The organism is Caballeronia pedi, assembly GCF_001544915.2.
GTDB lineage: Bacteria > Pseudomonadota > Gammaproteobacteria > Burkholderiales > Burkholderiaceae > Caballeronia > Caballeronia pedi.
Genome location: NZ_FCOE02000003.1, coordinates 432,140 through 453,479 on the forward strand (window position 1 = coordinate 432,140; position 21,340 = coordinate 453,479).

Genomic DNA, 21,340 nt, shown 5'->3' on the forward strand with positions numbered 1-21,340 from the left:
TCGGTCTTTCACGGTCGACGTCTCTTTATCGACTGGGGAATGGGAAAACTTTAGCCCTCGGTGCGGGGCTAGAGGGGGAACAGCAACAGCGTCAGCGCGCGAGCGGTTTGGCCAGTTGCATCGACGACGCACGCACGAATTTGCCCGCGCCGAGATGGTGAATCGTGTGCAGCGGCTGGTTCGACTCGTCGACGGTCCAGTGGCCATCGACGAACACGCGCGCATCGGCGGCGGCCGCGACGACTTCGGCGAAACAGGTGTCGTAGGCGTCTTCCGTGTGCTTCTCGTCGATCAGCCTGCATTCGAGCCACGCCGAACAGTTCGTCTCGATGAGCGGCAGGCCGAGCACCGGCCCCTTCACCGTTTCGATGCCGAAGGCGTCGAACTTGTCGATCTCGCGCCCGCTCGAGGTGCCGACGGCATAGGTGAGATCGATCATCGCCGCACCCGGGACGATGATGCCGAACGTGCCGCTCGCGGCGGCAAGTTCGCGCGTGTACGTGCGCTTGTCGATCACGACGGCGATGCGCGGCGGCGTGAATTCCACCGGCATCGACCAGGCGGCGGCCATTACGTTGCGCCGGCCTTCGTGCGCGCTCGTGACCAGAACGGTCGGGCCATGGTTGATAAGACGGCTGGCGTGCTCCAGCTTGACGGGACGAAAGTGGCTCATGGTTCTATGTATGCAAAAGACAATTCGAGGGATTGTATGCGGCGTTCAAAATGCACGCGCAGCAGTCTGATCGATCCCCGAAAACTCGCCTTGACAGACACTCTTACGATATATATCTTTAGATATGTTTTACGACATATCTGGAGTGTTCATATGAAATCCCGTTGCTTTCAACGCGCGCGTGAAGCCGGTTTCCGCGCATTCGGTTTTGGTTCTCCCTTCGAAGCGCCCGAGTGGGCTGAACGCTTCGCCTTCGAACGCTGGGGCATGATCGGACGGCACCGCCATGGCGGCGGCGGCCGCTTCGGCAGCGGTCCCGGCGGCATGGGTGGAATGGGTGGAATGGGCGGCATGGGCGGTGGATTCGGCGGCGAAGACGGCATGCCGCGCGGCCGCAAGTTTTCCTCCGACGACCTGCAACTGCTGCTGCTCGCGCTGCTTGCCGAAGCACCGCGCCACGGCTACGAACTCATCAAGGCGCTGGAAGACCGCTCGAACGGCTTCTACGCGCCGAGCCCCGGCATGGTCTACCCGGCGCTCACGTATCTCGAAGAACTGGGCCATACGACCGTCGAACTGGAAGGCAATCGCAAGCGTTATGCGCTCTCCGATGCGGGCCGCGACTACCTCGCATCGAACCGCGAGCGTGTGGACATCATGCTCGCGAAACTCACGCACTTCGCGCGCAAGATGGATCTGGTGAGGCGCGCATACATGGGCGAGGAAGTCGATGACGCATCGGCCGACAGCGGCTGGGCGCCCGAACTGATCGCCGCGCGCCGCGCGCTGAAGAAAGCGCTGCTCTTGCGCACCGATGCGCCGCAGGACGAACAACGCCGCATCGCCGCGATCCTTGCCCGCGCGACGGCGGAAATCGAACAGAACCCCGCGCCGAAGCAGGCGTAAGAAGGAGCCACACACGATGACCGAATCCATTCTGCAAGACCGGCCCGATCTCGAAGTCACGCGCGTGCGCCACGCGCTCAGGTTCCGCCTGCTGCAGGTCACGCGCGTGCAGGCGCTCAATCCCCATCTCGTGCGCGTGAGCTTCACGGGCGACGATCTCGCGGACTTCGTCAGCGCCTCGTTCGACGACCACGTGAAGCTGTTTTTCCCGCAGCCCGGCGAGACGATGCCCGCGCTTCCGCAAGCGGGCCCCAATGGTCCCGAGTTCGATCCTTCGAAGCCGCGTCCGATCGCGCGCGATTTCACGCCACGTCGTTTCGACACGGAGAAACGCGAACTCGATATCGAATTCGCGCTGCATGAAGCCGGTCCCGCGACAGCCTGGGCCGTGCAAGCCGCGCCGGGCCAGTATCTCGGCATTGGCGGACCGCGTGGTTCCTTCGTGATACCGACGCAATTCGACTGGCATCTGATGATCGGCGATGAAACCGCACTGCCCGCCATCGCGCGTCGTCTCGAAGAGTTGCCCGAAGGCACGCGCGTCGCGACGCTGATCGAAGTGGCCGATCAATCTGCACGCATCGAATTCGACACGCGCGCCGATCTCTACGCGCAATGGCGTTATCGCAATGAAAGCGAACATCCCGGCGGCGAGCTTCTGCTTGCGCTGCGCGAAACCTTTCTGCCCGATGGCGAAGGCTATGTGTGGGCAGCAGGCGAAGCCACGCTCATGCGCGCCGTGCGCAAGCTGCTCTGCGAGGAACGCGGCATCGACAAGCGCCGCATTCGCGCATCGGCGTACTGGAAGCGCGGCGAGCAAGGCGTGCACGAAACGATCGACGGTTGATCGCACGTTGAGCGACGCAGGCATCATGGAAAGCCGCGATAATCGAGGGCATCCAACGCTCATCGAACGGCAGTGCGACCATGACCGACACATTCAAGAAGAAGCCCGGCGACGAACCCGCGCAACCGGGCGGCCTGCGCAAATCGCTGACGAGCTACGGAGACAGCGGCTTTTCGCTATTTCTGCGCAAGGCGTTCATCAAAGGCGCGGGTTATACCGACAGCGCGCTCGATCGCCCGGTGATCGGCATCGTCAATACAGGCAGCGCGTATAACCCGTGTCACGGCAATGCGCCGCAACTCATCGACGCGGTGAAACGTGGCGTGATGCTCGCGGGCGGCTTGCCGATGGACTTTCCGACGATATCCATCGCCGAATCGTTCTCGCAACCGACGAGCATGTATCTGCGTAATCTGATGTCGATCGACACGGAAGAGATGATCCGCGCGCAACCGATGGATGCGGTCGTGCTGATCGGCGGATGCGACAAGACCGTGCCCGCGCAACTGATGGGCGCGGCATCGGCGGGCATTCCCGCGATTCAGCTCATTACCGGTTCGATGCTCACGGGCGCGCATCGCGGCGAACGCGTGGGCGCATGCACCGATTGCCGGCGCTACTGGGGGCGTTTTCGCGCGCAGGAGATCGACGAAGCGGAGGTCGCGGCGGTCAACGACCGGCTCGTCGCGAGCGTGGGCACGTGCTCCGTGATGGGCACGGCAAGCACGATGGCCTGCATTGCGGAAGCGCTCGGCATGACGGTGCCGGGCGGCGCGTCGCCGCCGGCGGTGACGTCGGACCGCATGCGCATCGCGGAACTGACCGGCACGCAAGCCGTGCGGATGGCGCACGATAACCTCACCATCGACAGGATTCTCACCGCCGAAGCATTCGAAAACGCGATGCGTGTGCTGCTCGCGATCGGCGGCTCGACCAACGGCATCGTGCATCTCACCGCGATTGCCGGCCGCATGGGCTACGACGTCGATCTGAAGGCGCTCGATCGCATGGGACGCGAGACGCCTGTGCTCGTCGACCTGAAGCCGTCAGGCTCGCATTACATGGAGGACTTCCACAGAGCCGGCGGCATGGCGACGCTCCTGCGCGAACTGAAGCCGCTTCTGAACCTCGACGCGCTGACCGTGACGGGCCGCACGCTCGGCGAAGAGATCGAAGCCGCGGGTCCGGCATTCGAGCAGGACGTCGTGCGTGCGTTCGACCAGCCGATCTATCCGCAAGGCGGCATCGCGGTGCTCGAAGGCAATCTCGCCCCGGGTGGCGCGATCATCAAGCAGTCGGCCGCCGATGCGAAGCTGATGGAGCACGAAGGTCGCGCAGTCGTGTTCGAGAGCGGCGCGGATCTCGCGGCGCGCATCGATGCCGACGATCTCGACGTCACGCCCGACGATATTCTCGTGCTGAAGAACATCGGCCCGAAGGGTGCGCCGGGCATGCCCGAAGCGGGCTATATCCCGATTCCGCGCAAGCTCGCCATCGCGGGCGTGAAGGACATCGTACGCATTTCCGACGGACGCATGAGCGGCACCGCGTTCGGCACGATCGTCCTGCACGTGACGCCGGAATCGGCGGTCGGCGGGCCGCTCGCGCACGTTCGAAGCGGCGACCGTATCCGCCTGAGCGTGTCGAAGCGCGAGATCAGTCTGCTCATCAGCGATGAAGAGCTCGCCTCGCGCGTGCAGGCATCGCCGGTCACGCCGCCGAGCGCGCAGCGCGGTTATCGCAAGCTGTTTTACGACACCGTGACGCAGGCGGACAAGGGCGTCGATTTCGATTTTCTGCGCGCTACGGAGAAACGAGGCGTGACGCCGCGCAAGTGAATGGCTATTTCGCGAAACGCTTTTCGACATCGACCGCCTTGTCGAGTCCGACGAATCGGTTGTACTCGTCGAACGGCGTCAGACGATCGGCTATAGCATCCGTCGAGCCTTCGCGCATGAACACGGCAAGCATGTCCTTTACCGCCTTGTGCATCGCGAGCATCGGCTCGATGGGACTCAAGGTGTAGTCGAAGCCGATTTCATACGCATCTTTCATCGACACGTACGGACTCTTGCCCGTGCGCGCTTGATTGAACAGAATCGGCTTGCCGAGCGGCTTGAGGCGCCGCGTCAGCTCGCGCATGTGTTCGAGGCTCTCGGGGGCATCGGCATAGAGCCCGTCCGCGCCCGCATGCGCGTACGCTTCGAGCCGCTCGATGGCGTCGTCGATACCTGTCACGGCAATCGCATCGGTGCGCGCCACGATGAAGAAATCCGGATCGCGGCGCGCGTCGATCATCGCGCGTAATTTCAGCACCATCTCTTCCTTCGATACGAGTTGCTTGCCCGCATAGTGGCCGCATTTTTTCGGCAACGCCTGATCTTCCAGATGCAACACGGACGCGCCCGCCTCTTCCCAGAGACGCATCGTGCGCTGCACGTCGAGAATGCCGCCGTAACCCGTATCGGCATCCGCGAAGATCGGCACCGATGTCACGCGGCAGATGCGCCGGATGTGCTCGAACATTTCCGTCTGCGACAGCACGCCGACGTCGGGCTGCCCCGCGACGACACCCGACGCGACGAAGCCCGACACATAAATGGACTTCGCACCGGCCTGTTCCGCGAGCATTGCGGTAATGGCGTCGTGCGCGCCCATGCAGACGAAGGGGCCTTCCTTGAACAACTCGCGAAAGCGTGCGGAACGGGTCAAGATGAGTCTCCGGAAGTCAGGCAAGGTAAGCCCAGCCGCGCGCCTTTTGGTCATCGGCGCGAAAGCGATTGATCTGTTCTGCGAAGCGTCGTGTCTGGTCGATTTCGTCGAGTCCTTCGAGCAGCGCATCGCGTTGCGCTGCGTCGAATTCGAAGCGAATCGCTTCCAGTCCCGGCGCGCGTATTTCGAGCGCGCGCAGATCGACATCGACATGCGCGCCATCGCCTGAAGCTGCCGCGATGCGCTCGATCGCGTTCGCATCGAGTTGCGCCGGTAGCAAGCCGTTCTGCAGACAGTTGTTGAAGAAGATGTCGCCGAACGACGGCGCGATCACGCAGCGAATGCCCGCTTCCTCGAGCGCCCATACCGCCATCTCGCGCGAGCTGCCGCAGCCGAAATTCTTGCCGCCGAGGATCGTGCATGCATCGACGAACGCAGGCTGATTCAGCACGAAGTCTTCACGCAGGCCGCTTGATGGTCCATCGCCGCGGTAGCGCAATGTTTCCAGCAGATAAGGCCCGAGCTGCCCGCGCTTCAGTTGCGAAATGCGTTCGATACGAATGATGAGGTCCGTATCGATGTTGTCGCGCAAGAGCGGCGCGGCCGGGCCCGTGATCGTCGTGACAGCTTTCATCGCGATGCTCCTGCCTGCGGCGCGGCGATATGCCCAGCGAGCGCGCTGGCGGCGGCAACCGCGGGACTCGCGAGATGCGTGCGCGCGCCCGGCCCTTGTCTGCCGATGAAATTGCGATTCGACGTCGAGACGCAACGCTCTCCACGCCCGACGACATCGCCATTCGCGCCGACGCACATCGAGCAGCCCGGCTCGCGCCATTCGAAGCCTGCCGCACGAAATATCTCGTCGAGCCCTTCATCATGGGCCTGACGCGCGATCGTGAGTGAACCCGGCACGACCCAAGCCTTCACATGGCGCGCGACATGCTGTCCATCGACGACGCGCGCCGCCGCGCGCAAATCCTCGATGCGGCTATTCGTGCACGAGCCGATGAACACGCGGTCCACGGCAAGCTCATCGAGATGCTGTCCCGCGCGCACGCCCATGTAATCGATCGCGTTCTGCGCCGCCTGGCGACGCGATTCATCCGTGAGCGTCGCCGGATCGGGAACCGCGTCGTCGAGTGCGATCACATGTTCGGGACTCGTGCCCCACGTCACTTGCACGCGAATCGCCGAGGCATCGATGGTCACCTCGCGGTCAAAGTGTGCGCCTTCATCCGTTGCGAGCGCTTTCCAGTCAGCGAGTACGGCGTCGAACCGCGCGCCTTGCGGTGCGTATGGTTTATCGCGCAGATAGGCGAACGTTGTCTCATCGGGTGCGATGAGTCCGAACTTCGCGCCCAGTTCGATGCTCAGGTTGCACAACGTGAGGCGCCCTTCCATCGACAAGGCTTCGATCGCTTCGCCCGCGTACTCGACAGCATGCCCCGTTCCGCCCGCCGCGCCGATCTTGCCGATCACATACAGAATCATGTCCTTGGCGCTGACGCCTTCGCGCACGCGGCCGTCGAAGCGCACGCGCATCGTCTTCGGCCGCTTCTGGCGAATGGTTTGCGTTGCGAGCACATGCACGACTTCCGTCGAACCGATGCCAAATGCGAGCGCGCCCATCGCGCCGTGCGTGCAGGTGTGACTGTCCGCGCAGACGATCGACGTGCCCGGCAGCGAAAGCCCGAGCTCCGGCCCGATCACATGCACGATGCCTTGCTGTCCGTCGCTGCCGATATCGAAGATGGGAATCGCGTGATGCGCCATCTGATCGCGCATCGCATCGACCATATCGGTGGCCCATTCGGCATCGCCTGCGCGGCGGCCCGGCTTCGTCGAGATGACATGATCGAGCGTCGCGAAGGTAAGCGCGGGGCTGTCCACGCTCAGGTTACGCTGCTCCAGCACGCGCACGGCTTCCACGCCCGTCAGCTCGTGCATCAGATGGCGATCCACTTGCAGCAGATCGATTCCGCCCGCGAGATGCGCGATCGTGTGGCTGTCCCACAGCTTGTCGAAAAGCGTTTTCATGATCAGTCGCTATGCGTGAGATGACGTTGCCAGGCAAGGAACAGCATGTTGACGAGCGTGGCGAAGACGAAGAGCATCAGCGCGAGCGCCATGATCGTGCTGGTTTCGTTGCGGTTCATCGCGATCATCAGCATTCTTCCGATGCCGCTCTGCGATGCGAACATTTCGCCGATCAGCGTGCCGAGCAGCGTCAGCGAAAAGCCGATACGCAAACCCGACACCACTTCCGGCACGCATGCCGGAAAAAGCACATGGCGTGCGAAATCGCCCGGACTCATGCGGTACGTCTTCGCCGCGCGCGCGTAGATCGGCGGCATGTTGCGCACCGCGTTCATCGTGAAGAGCGTGATCGGCACGATGCCATGCATCACGCCGAAGACGATCTTCGCCCATAACCCGAGACCGCATGCGAGCAGCACGACCGGATAGAGCGTGACCTTCGGGATCGAATAGAAGCCCATCATCAGCGGCTCCATGACTTCGCCGGCCATGCGGCGCGCGCCGAGCAGCAGGCCGAGGCAGACGCCCGCGACCGCCGATATCGCGAACGCCGAGGCGAACGCAAGCGAGGTCACGTACAGGCTCGCAGGAAAATCAGCATCACTGACGATATGCATCGCGCGCTGCACGGTATGCGCGGGCGTGGTCAGCACATCCGGGCCGAGCGCTTCGCTCAGAATCTGCCACAGCGCGACGAGCACGACGATCAGCACGAGCGCATCGGTCCAGCGTTGCGCATGTCGCGTTCTCGTGCCGTGCGTGATGACGACAGTACTCATGCCGCCTCCCTTCTGATGCGCCGGTACAGGCGCTTTTCAGCCTGGCGCAGCAAGCCGTTGATGGTCGTGACGAAGACGAGCATCAGCAGCATGAGGCCGTACATCGTCGGATTGTCGAATGCGTTGTAGGCGAATGCGATCTGATAGCCGAAGCCGGAGCCCGACAATACGAACTCGCCCGCGACGACCGCGATGAACGCGTACACCACCGTCAGCTTGATTCCGGTGAACACGAACGGCAGGCTCGAAGGCAGCGTGATCAGACGAATTTCATCGAGCGTGCTCAGCCGGCATACGCGCGCGGTGCGCAAGAGCACACGGGGCACGCGCTCCAACCCGTTGAGCGTGTTCACCGCCATCGCTACGACGGCGAACAGAAAGCCGATGCCGACGAGCGGCCAGCGGTTCAGCCCGAAGATCACGATGAGAATCGGATACAGCACGAACACCGGCACCGCGTAATACGAAAGCAGCAAGGGATCGAGCACCCGGCGCAGGCGCGGCAAACGGAACAGCAGCACGCCGCCGAAGAAGCCGACGACCACGGCCAGCGCCACGGCCGCCAGCGCGCTGCCGAGCGTCTGCGCGATATCGATGGTGTATTGCCCTGACGTGATGATGTCCCACGCACTGACCGCCATGCGCGAAGGCGGAATGAACGAGACGGGATTGATCCACGCGAGACGCGTCGCGATTTCCAGCAGCGCGATGAATGCGACGACGAGCCCGATGCGCCAGCGCGCGGCCTCGTTCACGGCCTGCTCCCGAGCGCTTTCAACGCTTCGTCGCGCAACAGGCCCCACACTTGCGCGGTGAGTTCACCGAAGCGCGGATCGAGTGCGATCTTGCTGTCGCGCAGGCGCGTCCACCCAGTTTCGATGGTCGCGATGAAGCGGCCCGGACACGCCGACATCACGCCGATGCGATCCGACAGCAGCACCGCTTCATCGATCGAATGCGTGATGAGCATGACGGTCGCGCCGGTATCGCGCCACAGCTTCAGCATTTCGTCGCCCATCAGCAGACGCGTTTGCTGATCGAGCGCGCCGAACGGTTCGTCGAGCAGCATCAGGCGCGGACGCACGCACATCGCGCGCGCGATGCAGACGCGCTGTCGCATGCCGCCCGATAATTGCGCCGGATACGCGCGCGCAAACGACTTCAGGCCCATGAACGACAACGCATGATCGACACGCTCGCGCACTTCGTTCTCCGCCACGCCCGCGCGGCGCGCGGCAAATGCGGCGTTGTCGAATACGTTGAGCCACGGAAAGCTCGCGTCTTCCTGAAACACGACCGCGACGCCATCCGGCACTTCACGTCCCACGGGGTTGCCTTCGAACTCGACCGTGCCGCCGCTTGCGGGATTCAGGCCGGCGAGCACATCGAGCAAGGTCGATTTGCCGCAACCCGATGGCCCGACGACCGAGAAGAACTCGCCCGCGCGCAATTCGAGGCTCACGGGACCGAGCGCGTGAAACGGCGGCTTGCCCGCAGCGCCGGGATAGATGCGCGTGACATCGGTGAGACGCGCCTGAACGCGCTCGGCGTCCTGTGAAGCAGGATCGCGCGATACGACCGATATCTTCGTGCGACGTGACAACACGCTCATCGCAGCCTCACTTCTTCGTTTGCAGATCGGCGGGAAGCAGCGATTCGTCGACGATCTTCGACCAGTCGAACGGGCCTTCGGGAATCGCCTTCACGAGAATCAGGCCCTTGAGCACTTCGTCCATGCTCTTGCGATCGAAGCTGCCTTCGCTCCAGTACTTCGGGTCGGAGTCCAGCACGTTGTTGAGCGCGGAGGCCGCTACGGCCGGGTCCATCTTGTACTGCTTCGCCAGAATCTGCCCGGCCTCGTCGCGATGCGCCATCATGTACTGCACGGCCTTGCGTCGCGCCTTGATGATGCCTTTGATCACTTCGGGATGCGCCTTCAGATAATCGGTGCGCACGATGCCGACCGTTTGCGTTTCATTCGGCACGATATCCGTCGATCTGAACGCGATGCGCAACTGATCCTTCTTCGCGCTATACGATGGTTCCGTCATGTACGCCACATCGACCGCGCCTTGCTGCAACGAAGTCAGCATGCCGCTCGAACTGCCGACCGGCTTGCGCTGCACCTGCCCTGTCAAACCCGCGCGATCGAGCGCGATGGTGACGACCGTATCGGTGGTCGACTTCGGGCTGCTATAGCCGATGGTCTTGCCTTTCATCTGCTGGATGTTGGTGATCGTGCCGTTCTTCTGCTCGACCCAGACGAGATCGGCGAGGCTCTGCACGCCGCCATGCACGATGGTCAGGTCGACGCCCTGCTTCACCGCCGAGATCGCCGCGGGCAGCGCGACTTCGCCATAGGGAATCTCGGACGCCATCGCATTGCGCACGGTGGTGCCGCCGCCTTCGGATGTGATGAAGCCCGTCACGTCGACGCCCTCTTCCTTGAAGAAGCCCTTTTCCATCGCGACCGCGAAGGGCACGCCGTACATGCCGTCGCCCCAGTGCGTGACGGTGAGCGGCGCGGCGCGCGCGCCGATACTGCAGACCATCGCAGCCGCGAGAGACATGAGACAGGCACCGCGCGCGAATCGCGCGATCTTTCCAGGCGCAAACATGTAGGCGTCTCCATCCATGATCGGCGGTCTCGCAACGTGCTCGGCGCCATGCGGCCGCACTGTGGTTTTCGGACCTGCTCTGGAGGTATCAATCTGCATGAGCGCTACGCACGTGGGGCAGCGCTCGCACGGCTGTATCGCTTAACCGTGCAAGTTAATGTATGCATTAAATTCGCAAAAGTCCAGATTCACGAAGGGCGTACATACCCTCGTCGAAGCTGGCGCGAGGTTTGAATCAGGCTTGCTGAATGCCGAATTGTTGCAGCACGCTGGTCTGGTCCCGCCAGCCGCGTTCGCGGTGAGCGCGATATAGCTCGCTCGCCTTCGCTGCGTCGCCGCAACGCATTGCATCGATGATGTCGTAGTGTTCCTGTATCGACTTCGATGGCTGCGGATGTGCCTTGACCATCTGCGTGAAGCGTCGCACGCGATGCACCTGGTCGCGGCAATTCATGACGATGCCATGCAGCCGCGCATTGCCGCTCAACGCGACAAGCGTCTCGTGAAAGACCTCGTCCGCTTCGGCCCACGCGAGCATGTCGGCGCGTTCGAGCGCGGCGGTCATCGTCTTGCATGCGTCGACGAGCGGCGCGAGATCCACGCTCTTTCGCGTAGCAACGAGCGCCGCCGCCGTCGATTCGAGGCTGATCAGCACTTGATAGATGTGTTTGATATCGGAGATCGACGTGGGCACGATGCGGATGCCGTGACGCGGCACGATCTGCACGAGTCCCTCGCCTTGCAGACGCAGCGCGGCTTCGCGGATCGGCGTGCGGCTGAAGCCGAGCATCAGCCCGAGTTCCTGTTCGAGCAGATACGAACCCGGCGTCAATTCGCTTTCGATGATCCGCCGACGCAACTCGCGATAAGCAAGCTCGGTCGTGTTGCGTCTCGCTGGCCTCGCGCTTTCGACGGGCTGATCGTTCGATATGGCGGCCATGCTTGAAGTCTCCAGGGAAGACCGGCTGTGCGCCGATGTTAGCACCGCATCAACCGTTCGTGAGATGCGCGACGAGTTTCCTGCACGCCTCCGGCAACGCATCGAGCGAGCGCACGCCGATGAGCAGTTCGCGCGCGGCCCAGGCATCGCTCAATGCGACGATGGCGAGCGCGTGTTGTCTCGCCACCGCCTCGGGCATCACGCCAAGGCCCAATCCCGCTTCGATCATCAGACATTGCGCGTCGTAACTCGACACCTGAATGCGCACACGCACCGAACGTCCGCGTTCGTTCGCCGCTCGCGTGAGGCGCTGGCTGATCGCGGTATCGGCGGGCAAGGCGACGAACTCTTCATCGAGCGAATCGGCGAAAGCAATCGAGCGCGCTTGCGCCAATGCGTGCCCCGGCGGCGTCACGAGCACGAGGTTGTCCGTGCGATACGGAATAGCGTGGATCGCATGGCCGTGCGGCACGGACGTGAAAACGCCGATATCCGCCGCGTTGTCCGCGACCGCGCGCACGACCTGCGCGCTCGGCTTTTCATCGAGCTGGATGCGCACGTTCGGATGGCGCGCCGCAAACGACTGGATATCGCGCGGCAGAAACTGCACGATCGACGATATGTTCGCGGCAATGCGTACGATGCCGCTCGTGCCGCTCGCGAAGTCGCGCATCTGCACGGCGATATCGTCGAATTGATGCAATGCACGATGCGCAAGCGCCGCGAGCCGCTCTCCCGCTTCGGTCGGCTCGACGCCCTTGTTCGTGCGGTGCAACAGCGGCACGCCGAACATCGCTTCCACTTCGCTGATGCGTCTGCTCACGGCCGCCGCCGCTATGTGTTCGCGCTGCGCGGCCGCGGCGATCGTGCCCGCATCGATGACGGCGAGGAAGAGTCTCAGCGAAAGCGGATCGATCGGCGGCATGGGCTGGTTTGCATGGAGGACACGTCGGCAGTGTACTTAAAGTACGCTTGCCATCGTCCGTGGCGATGCCGGCATGACGAAGCATTGCTTTGCCGTGTCGGTCGCGTGATCGAAAATGCCTTGAATCAGGCACGATTCGAAGGAACCATCATGCAAGACGTCGCAAGCGCCACACGAATCCGCGTGTTCTGGCAACCGGGCTGTTCGTCGTGCTTGCGCACGAAAGAATTTCTCACGCGCCAGGGCATAGCGTTCGAATCGATCGACGTGCACAACGATCCCGAGGGTCGCGCGGCACTCGCGGCGCTCGGCGCGCGCAGCGTGCCCGTGGTCGCGCTGGGGACGAAGTACACGCTATGCCAGTCGATCAACGACGTGATCCGTTTCCTCGATCTCAAGACCACGCCGACGCCGCCTCTGCCGCCTGAACAACTTGTCAGGAAGCTCGCGCATGTTCTCGAAGCGAATGCGCGCTATGCGCGGCAATTCGGCGTCGAATACTTTCGCAAGCCCTTTCGGAATCGCAATCGCACGCCGGCCGGTTTGACGTTTCACGTATTTCGCGTCGCTGAAATGGGCGTGCAGGCCGCGCATCAGATCGAATTGCGCTTCGAAGGTTTCGACGATGTGCCGCCGCAGGAATGGCAGGCGGAAGATATCGCGCGCTGGGGCGAAGGTGTACGCGCGCAACTGCTCGACTGGTGGGAACACGAGTCCGACCGCTCGCTCACTTATGACGTACCGACCTACTATGGCCGACGCTCGATGCACGAAGTGCTCGAACGCACCGCATGGCATAGCGCCCAACACACGCGACAAGTCATGCTGATGCTGGAAAGCGACGGCGTGACGGTTGATCGTCCATTGACGGCGGACGACCTCGGAGGCTTGCCGCTGCCGGAAGAAGTCTGGGATAAGTGATCGCCACGCTCGCGCACGCCCTTTCAAGCCGCCCCTTCACGGGGCGGCTTTTTGTCGTGCGCTAACGTATACATTGAGCGATACGGCGATTTTGTTTTCATATAATGATGGCATTCCGTCTGCCGGCCTTTATCAAGAGCCCGACAGACATTTCGTCCGTGCATCGACGGCAATGTTTTCGGAATGCCCCATGGCTCAAGCCCGAACCGCCGAAGCGATCAGCAAAGCGCGCGAGAAATCGACCGACACGGTCTATCAGGCGCTGCGAGAAAGAATTCTCAGCAACGACTTGCGGCCCGGCACGCAGATGCTCGAACAGGAACTCGTCGAAATGTTCGGCGTGAGCCGCACGCCCGTGCGCGAAGCGCTCATTCGTCTGCAGAACGAGCATCTCGTGCAGATCATTCCCCGGCACGGCGTGCGCGTGCGCAATATTTCGATGGCGGATATCGAAGAAGTGTTTCAGGTGCAGACGAGCCTCGAAGCCACGGCTGCCGCAGCGATCGCCGCGCGCAAGCCTGGCGCGCGCGAACTGAAAGCGCTGGAAAAAGCGTGCATCGAAATGGACCGCGCCTTCGCGAAGCAGGATCGCGACGCGTGGTCCATCGCGCGTGAAGCCTTTTATGCGCGCCTCATCGAACTGAGCGATAACCCGCGTCTCACGCAGATCGTCGGTGAATGCTCGGATCAGCTGCGACGCGTGCGCGAGCTGACGCTGCGGCTCATCGATCTCGACGAATCGCAAGCGCAAGCCTTGCGCGCAATCGTCGAAGCGTTGCGGCAAGGCGATGCGTCATCGGCGCAAGCGCTTTGCCGCAACGATCGCGCGCGCAATCTTCAGACGCAAATCGAAGCATTGCAACGCTTCAGAGTGCTCGACGTCTGATCGCGCGTGTCGACGAGATTCGCCTGCTCCGACTCGCACGCGCTCGCGATCAACACTTCCCTATCCGTGTGACGGCACACGACATTGCGCACGTGATTCACACCGAGGCTATGGAAGCCGCGCTTGTTCGCGCCGAGCACGACGAGATCCGCATCGAGGCGATTGGCCTCAGCCGCGATCACGCGGCCGATGCTGCGGCCATCCGCGGGCAGCGTGCGCGTGACCCACTCTGCTTCGATGCCCGCGTGCCGAAGCCGCTTCTCGCTGCTGCGGCGAATCACGAGCGCAAGCTGATTGACGAGCGACTGCGTGTCGCACAGGCTGTCCCACTGCCAACCTGCCCACCACGGCGCGGAATCGATCACATGCAACACGGTCAGGCGCGCCTCGCTTTCGCGCGCGCGGGCGATGGCGCTCGACAAGGCGGCTTCGCTGAAGCCCGGTCCCACGGCGACAAGAATATGCTGGTACATGACACAACCCTCCGATCATTGGACGGCGCCTTTCGCGGGCGCCCGTTGTTCTGCATGTCGTCATGATCGGCGCGCACAATTAGCGGAAAGTGAGCGTGCGCCTCGGGAAGCGTTACGATGCGATAAATCAAACTGATGGCTTCGAATCGATCTTTCGCACATGGACAATCGCGAACTGCTCAACCTCGCGTATCTGCGCGCCTTTCGTCTCGTCGCGCAAACCGGCAGCGCCACACGCGCCGCCGCCGCGCTATTCCGCGCGCAATCGGCGGTCACGCGCTCGCTGCAGGAACTCGAAGCTGCTGTCGGCGAAACACTTCTGGAGCGCCGCCCCTCGGGCATGCTGCCGACGCCAGCGGGGCGCGCCGTGCTGTTGCGCTGCGAACGCATCTTCGGCGAGCTGGAGGAACTGGCGCAATGGTGCGCGGCGCGGCAGTCGCGCCGCCGCACCGCGACGGGCGGCACGCTCCCCGCTTTTCTTCTGAACACGCGGCGGCTGCAACTGTTTTCCGCGCTCGCGCGCCATCGACATATGCCGAGCGCGGCGCAAACGCTCGGCTTGAGCCAGCCGGCCGTGAGCAGCGCGATCCGCATCATGGAAACGGGCGCGGGCATGCAACTGTTCTATCGCAGCCCGCGCGGACTGCTGCTCACGAGCGAAGGCGAAACCTTCGTGCTGCACGTACGCCGCGCGCTCAACGAACTGCGCCACATCCCCGACGATCTCGCGGCCTTGCGCGGCACGATTCAAGGTTATGTCACCGTCGGTGCGCTGCCGCTCGGCAGAACGCTGATCCTGCCGGGCGCGATCGCACGCGTGGCCGCGCAGTATCCGGGCGTGCGCATCGTGACCGACGAGAGTTCGTACGAAACGCTGGTCGCCGGATTGCGATCGGGCGATATCGACTTCGTGCTCGGCGCGCTGCGTCAGAACGATGCATCGAGTGGACTCGTCAACGAGCGGCTGATGTCGGAAGACATCGTCGTGATCGCGCGGCGTGGGCATCCGCTTGCGAGCGCGAACGGACTCACGCTCAAGGACCTGATCGCCGCGCAATGGATTCTGCCGCGCAGTCAGGCGCCCGCGCGCGGCATGTTCGAGTCGCAGTTCAAACGCTGGAAGTTGAAGCCGCCGATGCCGAGCGTCGAAACCGCGGACCTCGCCGTCATTCGCGGCCTGTTGATGCACACGGACATGCTCGCCGCCGTGTCCGCGCAACAACTGCACTACGAATGCGAATCGGGCCAGCTCGTGGTGATGGACATTCCGCTGCAGAACACGCGACGGGAAATCGGGCTCACGATGCGCGCGGGCGGAACGCCATCGCCGGCGGCGCGCGTGTTGATCGATGCAATCCGATTGACCGTCGATCGGCTCGGCCATGAAATGCGACGCGAAGCGGCTGCCATCGCCCGAGCCGCCATCTGAATTGTTTATCGCGTCCGTCGACGCGATTCCCGGCAACGTCCAAGGAGATGCGATGAACGAGCAGCAATGGACCGCGATGGACGAGTACCTGTGCGACCGCACGCAAACACCCGACGAAGCGCTCGAAGCGGCCTTGAAAGCCAGCACGCAAGCGGGACTTCCGGCGATCAGCGTCGCGCCGAATCAGGGCAAGCTGCTACAGATGCTCGCGCGCATGAGCGGCGCGCGGCGGATTCTCGAACTCGGCACGCTCGGTGGCTACAGCACCATCTGGCTCGCGCGCGCCCTGCCCGTCGACGGCACCTTGCTCACGCTCGAAGCCGTCGAACATCATGCGGACGTCGCGCGCGGGAATATCGAACGTGCGGGACTGTCGGGCGTGGTGTCGGTGATCGTCGGCGATGCAGTCGATACGCTCGAAGCCTTCGTGCGCGACGGCATTCCGCCTTTCGATTTCATCTTTCTCGATGCCGACAAGCAAAGCTATCCGGCTTATCTGCGTCTGGTGCTGCGACTGAGCCGGGCCGGAACGGTGATCGTCGCGGACAATGTCGTTCGTCAAGGCCGCGTCGAGGATGCGGATAGCATTGACCCGGACGTCATCGGTGTGCGCCGCTTCTTCGACATGCTCGCCGCGGATGCGCATGTGTCCTCCACGGCGATACAGACGGTCGGCACCAAGGGATGGGACGGATTTTCGGTTTCGATCGTGTCCTGATCATGCAGGCTTTGAAAATAATCGGCCGGCTGAGGGAATAAAACGTTCGTCCGGCATGTTAGCGCATCGAGAGCCTGCAAATATCGATGCACCAACATGAACGACTCGCTCGACCGACGAGACATTCCAGCCTTCGCAGACGGCCGCCGTTGCGGGCGCATGCGCAGCGCGTGGCGCAACGCACTGATCGCCGCGAGCATGGCCGCCGCCGCCGTCGGCTGGTGCGCGGCGACGCACGTTTCCGCCGACATGCTCGATGCCGCCGCGGTCATGGCCTTGATGGAGACATCGAGGCATGACGGCGCGAACGTGCGGCCGGTCGTGTCGCACGATCCGCATTTCATCGAACTGACGCCTGTCGGGCTCGAATTGATCGCAACCCGGACGCGACCTGCGGGCAAGTTCACGCATATCGACGAACTCGATTACCGCAACGCGGACGGCAATGCGGTCATCCTGCTGATCGCCGCCGCGCCATTCGCGAGCGATGAGCCGCACTGGAGCGCGCAACGCGTGGGCGATATCCGGCTGCTTTCGTGGATTGCCGGCGGCAAGCGTTACGTGCTCGGCGGACGAGCGGACACGCACGGACTCATGCGCGCCGCCGACGCGCTGACGCTCGTGCGCCAGCAAGACAACGGATAGCGCGATGGCCATCCGTGACGAACTGATCGAACATGTCCCGCGATTGCGCCGCTATGCGCGCGCGCTTCTGAACAACCGTGACCTCGCCGACGATCTGGTGCAGGACACGATCGAGCGAGCCCTGTCGCGCACGACGATGTTCGAGGCGGGCACCGATCTGCGCGCGTGGCTTTTCACCCTCATGCATAACGTATTCGTGAATCAGATACGCAAGGCGTCGGCGCGCGCGGTGCATGTGTCCGTCGACGATGACGACATCGGCGAGCGCGAGTTCGCCGCGCCGGGCAATCAGATGCGCTCGCTCGAAGTGCGCGACCTCGACTATGCATTGCAGCGGCTGCCCGCCGAACAGCGGGAAGTCGTACTCCTCGTCGGGCTGGAAGAGATGAGCTATGCGGAAGTGGCGGTCGCGCTCGATATTCCCATCGGCACCGTGATGTCGCGGCTATCGCGCGGTCGCGAGCGCCTGCGTGCGTTGATGGCGGGCACGCAACCCAGCGCCCGATTGAAGGTGGTGCGATGAACGAGCACAAGACTCCGATCAGCGAAGACGATCTTCACGCGTACGTCGATGGCGCGCTTTCGCCCGAGCGCCGCGAACAGGTCGAACGCGCCATCGAACTCAATCCCGCGCTGGCCGCGCGTGTGAGCGACTACTTTTCGCTGAACAACATGTTCCATGAGCGCTACGACCGCGTGCTCAACGAACCCATGCCCGCGCGCCTGCGCACGCTCAAGAAGCGGCGCTGGTTCGGCGCGATGAACTGGTCACATGTCGCGGGGATGGCGGCGTCGCTCGTGCTGGGCATCGGCATTGGGTTCGGCGTGAACATGGGGCGGGATGCGGTGTCGCTACCGGGCATGCTTGCATCGAATACGCGCAGCGTGAGTGCCGAAGGCATGGAAGGCATGGCGCGTCAGGCTGCACTTGCGCATGTCGTGTATATGCCCGCGGTCGATCGTCCCGATGATATCGGCAAGGATCGCGACCAGGACTTCGTCCAGTATCTGTCGGACAGACTCGGCACCGACGTGCATCCGCCGCTGCTCACGAAAAGCGGCTTCGAACTCATGGGCGGCCGTCTGCTTCCGGGCGAAAACGGCCCGACAGCGCAATTCATGTATCGCGATGCCAAAGGCGAGCGCGTGACGCTTTGCATCTCGCATCGCAAGACGAGCACGAATACGACGGCATTCAAGCTGTATCGCGATGGCCCGGTGAACGTGTTCTACTGGATCGATGGCGATTTCGGTTACGCGGTATCAGGCGGCATCGATCGCAAGGTGATGCTCGAACTCGCGCACGATGTCTACGCGCAACTGACGCCATCGACGCCGGGTTGAGCGCGCTTACTCGGACGACATCGCTCGCCTGCTCACACGGAGCCATCTTCCGCGCACGTCCCTTTGAGGCCGGGGGGATGGCAGCTTCCTGCATTCGACATGCATGCCGCGCGAAGGCGCCGCCGCCACGAAGTTATCGATTTCTTCGCGCACGTCAGGGTCCATATAGTCCGCCCGCGATGCATCGACGATCACGGTCGCACCATCGGGAATCGTGCGCAGATGATGCTTGAGCGTCACCTTGCCGAGAAACGATACGTCCTTGCGGAACGACAGCAGGTAGTGATCGTCGTGTTGCGCGATCGTGATCGAGCGTTTGACATTCGCGCTGATCGCGAGCAGCAGACTGCACGCGATGCCGAGGAGAATGCCCATCAGCAGGTCCGTCAGCAGCACGCCTGCAATCGTCACGATGAACGGCGCAAAGCGCTCCATGCCCTGCTTCGCCACGGCCGCGAACAACGAAGGCTTGGCGAGTTTGAGGCCCGTGAAGATCAGGATCGCAGCGAGACAGGCGAGCGGAATCAGGTTAATCACGCTGGTCAACGCGAAGACACTCGCGAGCAGCAACGCGCCATGCACGAACGACGACCAGCGGCTTTGCGCGCCCGCATTCACGTTCGCTGAACTGCGCACGATCACCGACGTTATCGGCAGGCCGCCGATCGCGCCCGCCATCATGTTGCCGATGCCCTGCGCCTTGAGTTCGCGATCCGGATGCGCCGCGCGCTTCTTCGGATCGAGTTGCTCGACGGCTTCGAGGCTCAGCAGCGTTTCGAGACTCGCGACGATGGCAAGCGTGAAGGCAAGCCGCCATACATCGGGATTCACGAACTGCGAAAAGTTCGGCAATTCCAGTGCATTCGTGAGCGCCGCAAACGTTTCAATCGACGGCAACGCGACGCGATGTTGCGACGGCGGAGCAAACCCCGGCGCGAGATAGTCGAGCAGCAGCGTAATGCCGATGCCGAACGCGACCACTGCGAGCGGAGCGGGTACGGCGCGCACGAGGGCGAAGCGGCGCATCACACGCGTTTCCCAGCCTGCCAGCATCGCGAGCGAGATCACGGCCACGATGCACGCGGCCATCGATATCGGACCGAACGGCGTGCCGAGCATGCCGGGGCCGCTCGCGACCGGCGCGCCTTCATTGGCAAAGCCCGCAGCAAGCGGAATCTGCTTGATCACGAGCAAAAGGCCGATGGCGGCAAGCATGCCCTTGATGACCGATGACGGCACATAAGCCGCGAAGCGCCCCGCCTTCAGCACGCCGAAGCCGAACTGGATCGCGCCCGAAAGCAGCACGGCGAGCAGGAACGCGGAAAAGCTGCCGAGCCCCGCGATGCCATCGACGACGATCACGATCAGACCCGCAGCCGGACCGCTCACGCTCAATTGCGAGCCGCTCAGCAACGCGACGACAAGACCGCCGATGATGCCGGACAAAAGCCCGGCGAACGGCTCGACGCCGGATGCATTGGCAATGCCGAGACACAGCGGCATCGCGACGAGAAACACGACCGTACCCGCGAAAAGGTCACGCGGAAAAGTGGCTAATCGGTTAATTGAGTTCATGATTTTTTCGAACGAGTGGGGGCCTGCGAAGATCGCGAAAGCGACATCGCATCGAGAAACGATCGATGGGATTTCAGCCGGTCTAGGCGGCCTGAAGCGATGCGACCTGCATGCGCCTGTCGTCTTGCGTGATGCCCTCGGCCTCATAGCCACAAGCGAGCACGTTGATCAGGCCGTCATGAAGCCCGAAGATCCAGCCGTGAACGAGCGGTGGCGCTTCGCGATCGCGCACGACCGCGTGTTGCTGCAACAGACGCACTTGCTCCAGCACGTTCAGTTCGGCCAGGCGATTCGCCCGCGCGTCGAGTTCGGCATGTGCATCGAGTTCATCGCGATGCCGCTCGCCCAATGCGCATAACGGCGCGATACGTCGATTCACGTGCGGCAAGTCGCTCGATTGCGGCAGGAGCGACGCGCGCACGCCGCCGCATCCGTAATGCCCGCAAATGATCACGTGATCGACTTTCAGCACGCGCACCGCGTATTCGAGAACGCTCATCGTGTTGTCATCGGACGGTGAGAACAGGTTCGCGATGTTGCGATGAACGAAGAGATCGCCGGGGTTGGCGTTCGTCACGGTTTCGGCTGGCACCCGGCTATCCGCGCAGCCGATCCACAGCACCTTCGGGCTTTGCCCTTGCGCCAGTCGAGGAAAGAATTGCGCATCGGCGTGAGCGGTCTCGCGTGCCCAGGCAAGGTTTTCCAATAACATCCGTTTCGGTCGATTCATGCATGGCTCTCCATAGGATCGAAAAAGGGCCGCATCTGCATTGCAGTGCAGCGCGTTTCTTACGAATCACTTTCGCATAGAAAGTTCAGCGGCGTCCAGATAAAAAATCAGAACAATCGAATACGGCCGTGAAGCGGAATTCGGCGATTCTTTTGAAACATGTTGAAACATGCATGTTCCGG

Annotated in this window: 23 protein-coding genes; 10 read left to right on the forward strand and 13 right to left on the reverse strand. The window is 62.9% G+C overall.

Annotated features, from left to right (window positions below; all coding sequences use genetic code 11):
• Window positions 1-91 precede the first annotated feature (91 nt).
• Entirely contained in the window at window positions 92-673 is a 582-nt protein-coding gene (locus tag AWB80_RS06920) for a flavin reductase family protein (protein ID WP_061173883.1), read from the reverse strand.
• A 153-nt stretch (window positions 674-826) separates the two neighbouring features.
• On the opposite strand from AWB80_RS06920, the gene AWB80_RS06925 reads away from it, so the two are divergent.
• The 3 genes from AWB80_RS06925 (at window position 827) to AWB80_RS06935 (ending at window position 4,264) form a co-directional block, all read left to right on the forward strand.
• The gene (locus AWB80_RS06925; protein WP_061173884.1) at window positions 827-1,579 is read left to right on the forward strand and encodes a PadR family transcriptional regulator; all 753 of its coding nucleotides are present in this window, start codon (window positions 827-829) and stop codon (window positions 1,577-1,579) included.
• A gap of 16 nt (window positions 1,580-1,595) precedes the next feature.
• Window positions 1,596-2,426 carry a siderophore-interacting protein gene (locus AWB80_RS06930; RefSeq protein ID WP_061173885.1) on the forward strand — a complete coding sequence of 277 codons (831 nt, stop codon included), beginning with the start codon at window positions 1,596-1,598 and terminating at the stop codon, window positions 2,424-2,426.
• Window positions 2,427-2,506: 80 nt separating this feature from the next.
• Window positions 2,507-4,264 (forward strand): IlvD/Edd family dehydratase, encoded by a 1,758-nt coding sequence (locus AWB80_RS06935; protein WP_061173886.1) that lies wholly within the window; start codon window positions 2,507-2,509, stop codon window positions 4,262-4,264.
• A gap of 4 nt (window positions 4,265-4,268) precedes the next feature.
• Here the strand turns inward: AWB80_RS06935 and AWB80_RS06940 are convergent, their stop codons facing one another.
• From AWB80_RS06940 to AWB80_RS06980, 9 genes are all read right to left on the reverse strand, one after another.
• Window positions 4,269-5,138, reverse strand: coding sequence for an isocitrate lyase/PEP mutase family protein (locus AWB80_RS06940; RefSeq protein WP_061173953.1), 870 nt, complete (start codon window positions 5,136-5,138; stop codon window positions 4,269-4,271).
• A 16-nt stretch (window positions 5,139-5,154) separates the two neighbouring features.
• Window positions 5,155-5,772, reverse strand: a complete 618-nt coding sequence (gene leuD, locus AWB80_RS06945; protein WP_061173887.1) for a 3-isopropylmalate dehydratase small subunit — start codon at window positions 5,770-5,772, stop codon at window positions 5,155-5,157.
• Window positions 5,769-7,175, reverse strand: a complete 1,407-nt coding sequence (leuC, locus tag AWB80_RS06950) for a 3-isopropylmalate dehydratase large subunit (RefSeq protein ID WP_061173888.1) — start codon at window positions 7,173-7,175, stop codon at window positions 5,769-5,771. The genes leuD and leuC overlap by 4 nt, the downstream gene beginning before the upstream one ends.
• Window positions 7,176-7,177: 2 nt before the next feature.
• Window positions 7,178-7,954 carry an ABC transporter permease gene (locus tag AWB80_RS06955; protein WP_061173889.1) on the reverse strand — a complete coding sequence of 259 codons (777 nt, stop codon included), beginning with the start codon at window positions 7,952-7,954 and terminating at the stop codon, window positions 7,178-7,180.
• Window positions 7,951-8,709: an ABC transporter permease gene (locus tag AWB80_RS06960; protein ID WP_061173890.1), complete on the reverse strand. Its 759-nt coding sequence runs from the start codon at window positions 8,707-8,709 to the stop codon at window positions 7,951-7,953. Before AWB80_RS06960 ends, AWB80_RS06955 begins: the two co-directional genes overlap by 4 nt.
• Window positions 8,706-9,566: an ABC transporter ATP-binding protein gene (locus AWB80_RS06965; protein WP_061173891.1), complete on the reverse strand. Its 861-nt coding sequence runs from the start codon at window positions 9,564-9,566 to the stop codon at window positions 8,706-8,708. The genes AWB80_RS06960 and AWB80_RS06965 overlap by 4 nt, the downstream gene beginning before the upstream one ends.
• A gap of 7 nt (window positions 9,567-9,573) precedes the next feature.
• Entirely contained in the window at window positions 9,574-10,524 is a 951-nt protein-coding gene (locus AWB80_RS06970; protein ID WP_087131089.1) for an ABC transporter substrate-binding protein, read from the reverse strand.
• Between the two features lie 283 nt (window positions 10,525-10,807).
• A complete protein-coding gene (locus AWB80_RS06975; RefSeq protein WP_087131066.1) occupies window positions 10,808-11,512 on the reverse strand; it encodes a GntR family transcriptional regulator in 705 nt (234 codons plus the stop codon).
• A gap of 49 nt (window positions 11,513-11,561) precedes the next feature.
• Window positions 11,562-12,437, reverse strand: coding sequence for a LysR family transcriptional regulator (locus tag AWB80_RS06980; RefSeq protein WP_061173893.1), 876 nt, complete (start codon window positions 12,435-12,437; stop codon window positions 11,562-11,564).
• 150 nt (window positions 12,438-12,587) lie between these two features.
• On the opposite strand from AWB80_RS06980, the gene AWB80_RS06985 reads away from it, so the two are divergent.
• Together AWB80_RS06985 and AWB80_RS06990 are read left to right on the forward strand one after the other, a co-directional pair.
• On the forward strand, window positions 12,588-13,358 hold the full coding sequence (locus AWB80_RS06985) for a glutaredoxin domain-containing protein (RefSeq protein ID WP_061173894.1): 771 nt from the start codon (window positions 12,588-12,590) through the stop codon (window positions 13,356-13,358).
• A gap of 190 nt (window positions 13,359-13,548) precedes the next feature.
• Window positions 13,549-14,244 carry a GntR family transcriptional regulator gene (locus tag AWB80_RS06990; RefSeq protein WP_244206426.1) on the forward strand — a complete coding sequence of 232 codons (696 nt, stop codon included), beginning with the start codon at window positions 13,549-13,551 and terminating at the stop codon, window positions 14,242-14,244.
• Here the strand turns inward: AWB80_RS06990 and AWB80_RS06995 are convergent.
• Window positions 14,196-14,717, reverse strand: a complete 522-nt coding sequence (locus AWB80_RS06995) for a universal stress protein (protein ID WP_061173895.1) — start codon at window positions 14,715-14,717, stop codon at window positions 14,196-14,198. The two genes, AWB80_RS06990 and AWB80_RS06995, sit on opposite strands and share 49 nt — an antisense overlap.
• 160 nt (window positions 14,718-14,877) lie before the next feature.
• Between AWB80_RS06995 and AWB80_RS07000 the strand changes: the two genes are divergently transcribed.
• From AWB80_RS07000 to AWB80_RS07020, 5 genes are all read left to right on the forward strand, one after another.
• Window positions 14,878-16,146 carry a LysR family transcriptional regulator gene (locus AWB80_RS07000; protein WP_061173896.1) on the forward strand — a complete coding sequence of 423 codons (1,269 nt, stop codon included), beginning with the start codon at window positions 14,878-14,880 and terminating at the stop codon, window positions 16,144-16,146.
• Window positions 16,147-16,198: 52 nt separating this feature from the next.
• On the forward strand, window positions 16,199-16,864 hold the full coding sequence (locus AWB80_RS07005) for an O-methyltransferase (RefSeq protein WP_061173956.1): 666 nt from the start codon (window positions 16,199-16,201) through the stop codon (window positions 16,862-16,864).
• Window positions 16,865-16,960: 96 nt separating this feature from the next.
• Entirely contained in the window at window positions 16,961-17,509 is a 549-nt protein-coding gene (locus AWB80_RS07010; RefSeq protein WP_087131068.1) for an anti-sigma factor, read from the forward strand.
• 4 nt (window positions 17,510-17,513) lie between these two features.
• Entirely contained in the window at window positions 17,514-18,032 is a 519-nt protein-coding gene (locus AWB80_RS07015) for an RNA polymerase sigma factor (protein WP_061173898.1), read from the forward strand.
• The gene (locus AWB80_RS07020; RefSeq protein WP_061173899.1) at window positions 18,029-18,853 is read left to right on the forward strand and encodes an anti-sigma factor family protein; all 825 of its coding nucleotides are present in this window, start codon (window positions 18,029-18,031) and stop codon (window positions 18,851-18,853) included. The genes AWB80_RS07015 and AWB80_RS07020 overlap by 4 nt, the downstream gene beginning before the upstream one ends.
• Before the next feature lie 6 nt (window positions 18,854-18,859).
• Here the strand turns inward: AWB80_RS07020 and AWB80_RS07025 are convergent, their stop codons facing one another.
• Both AWB80_RS07025 and AWB80_RS07030 read right to left on the reverse strand, forming a co-directional pair.
• Window positions 18,860-20,428 (reverse strand): SulP family inorganic anion transporter, encoded by a 1,569-nt coding sequence (locus AWB80_RS07025; RefSeq protein ID WP_061173900.1) that lies wholly within the window; start codon window positions 20,426-20,428, stop codon window positions 18,860-18,862.
• Window positions 20,429-20,510: 82 nt separating this feature from the next.
• Window positions 20,511-21,158, reverse strand: coding sequence for a carbonic anhydrase (locus AWB80_RS07030; RefSeq protein WP_061173901.1), 648 nt, complete (start codon window positions 21,156-21,158; stop codon window positions 20,511-20,513).
• Between the last annotated feature and the right edge of the window lie 182 nt (window positions 21,159-21,340).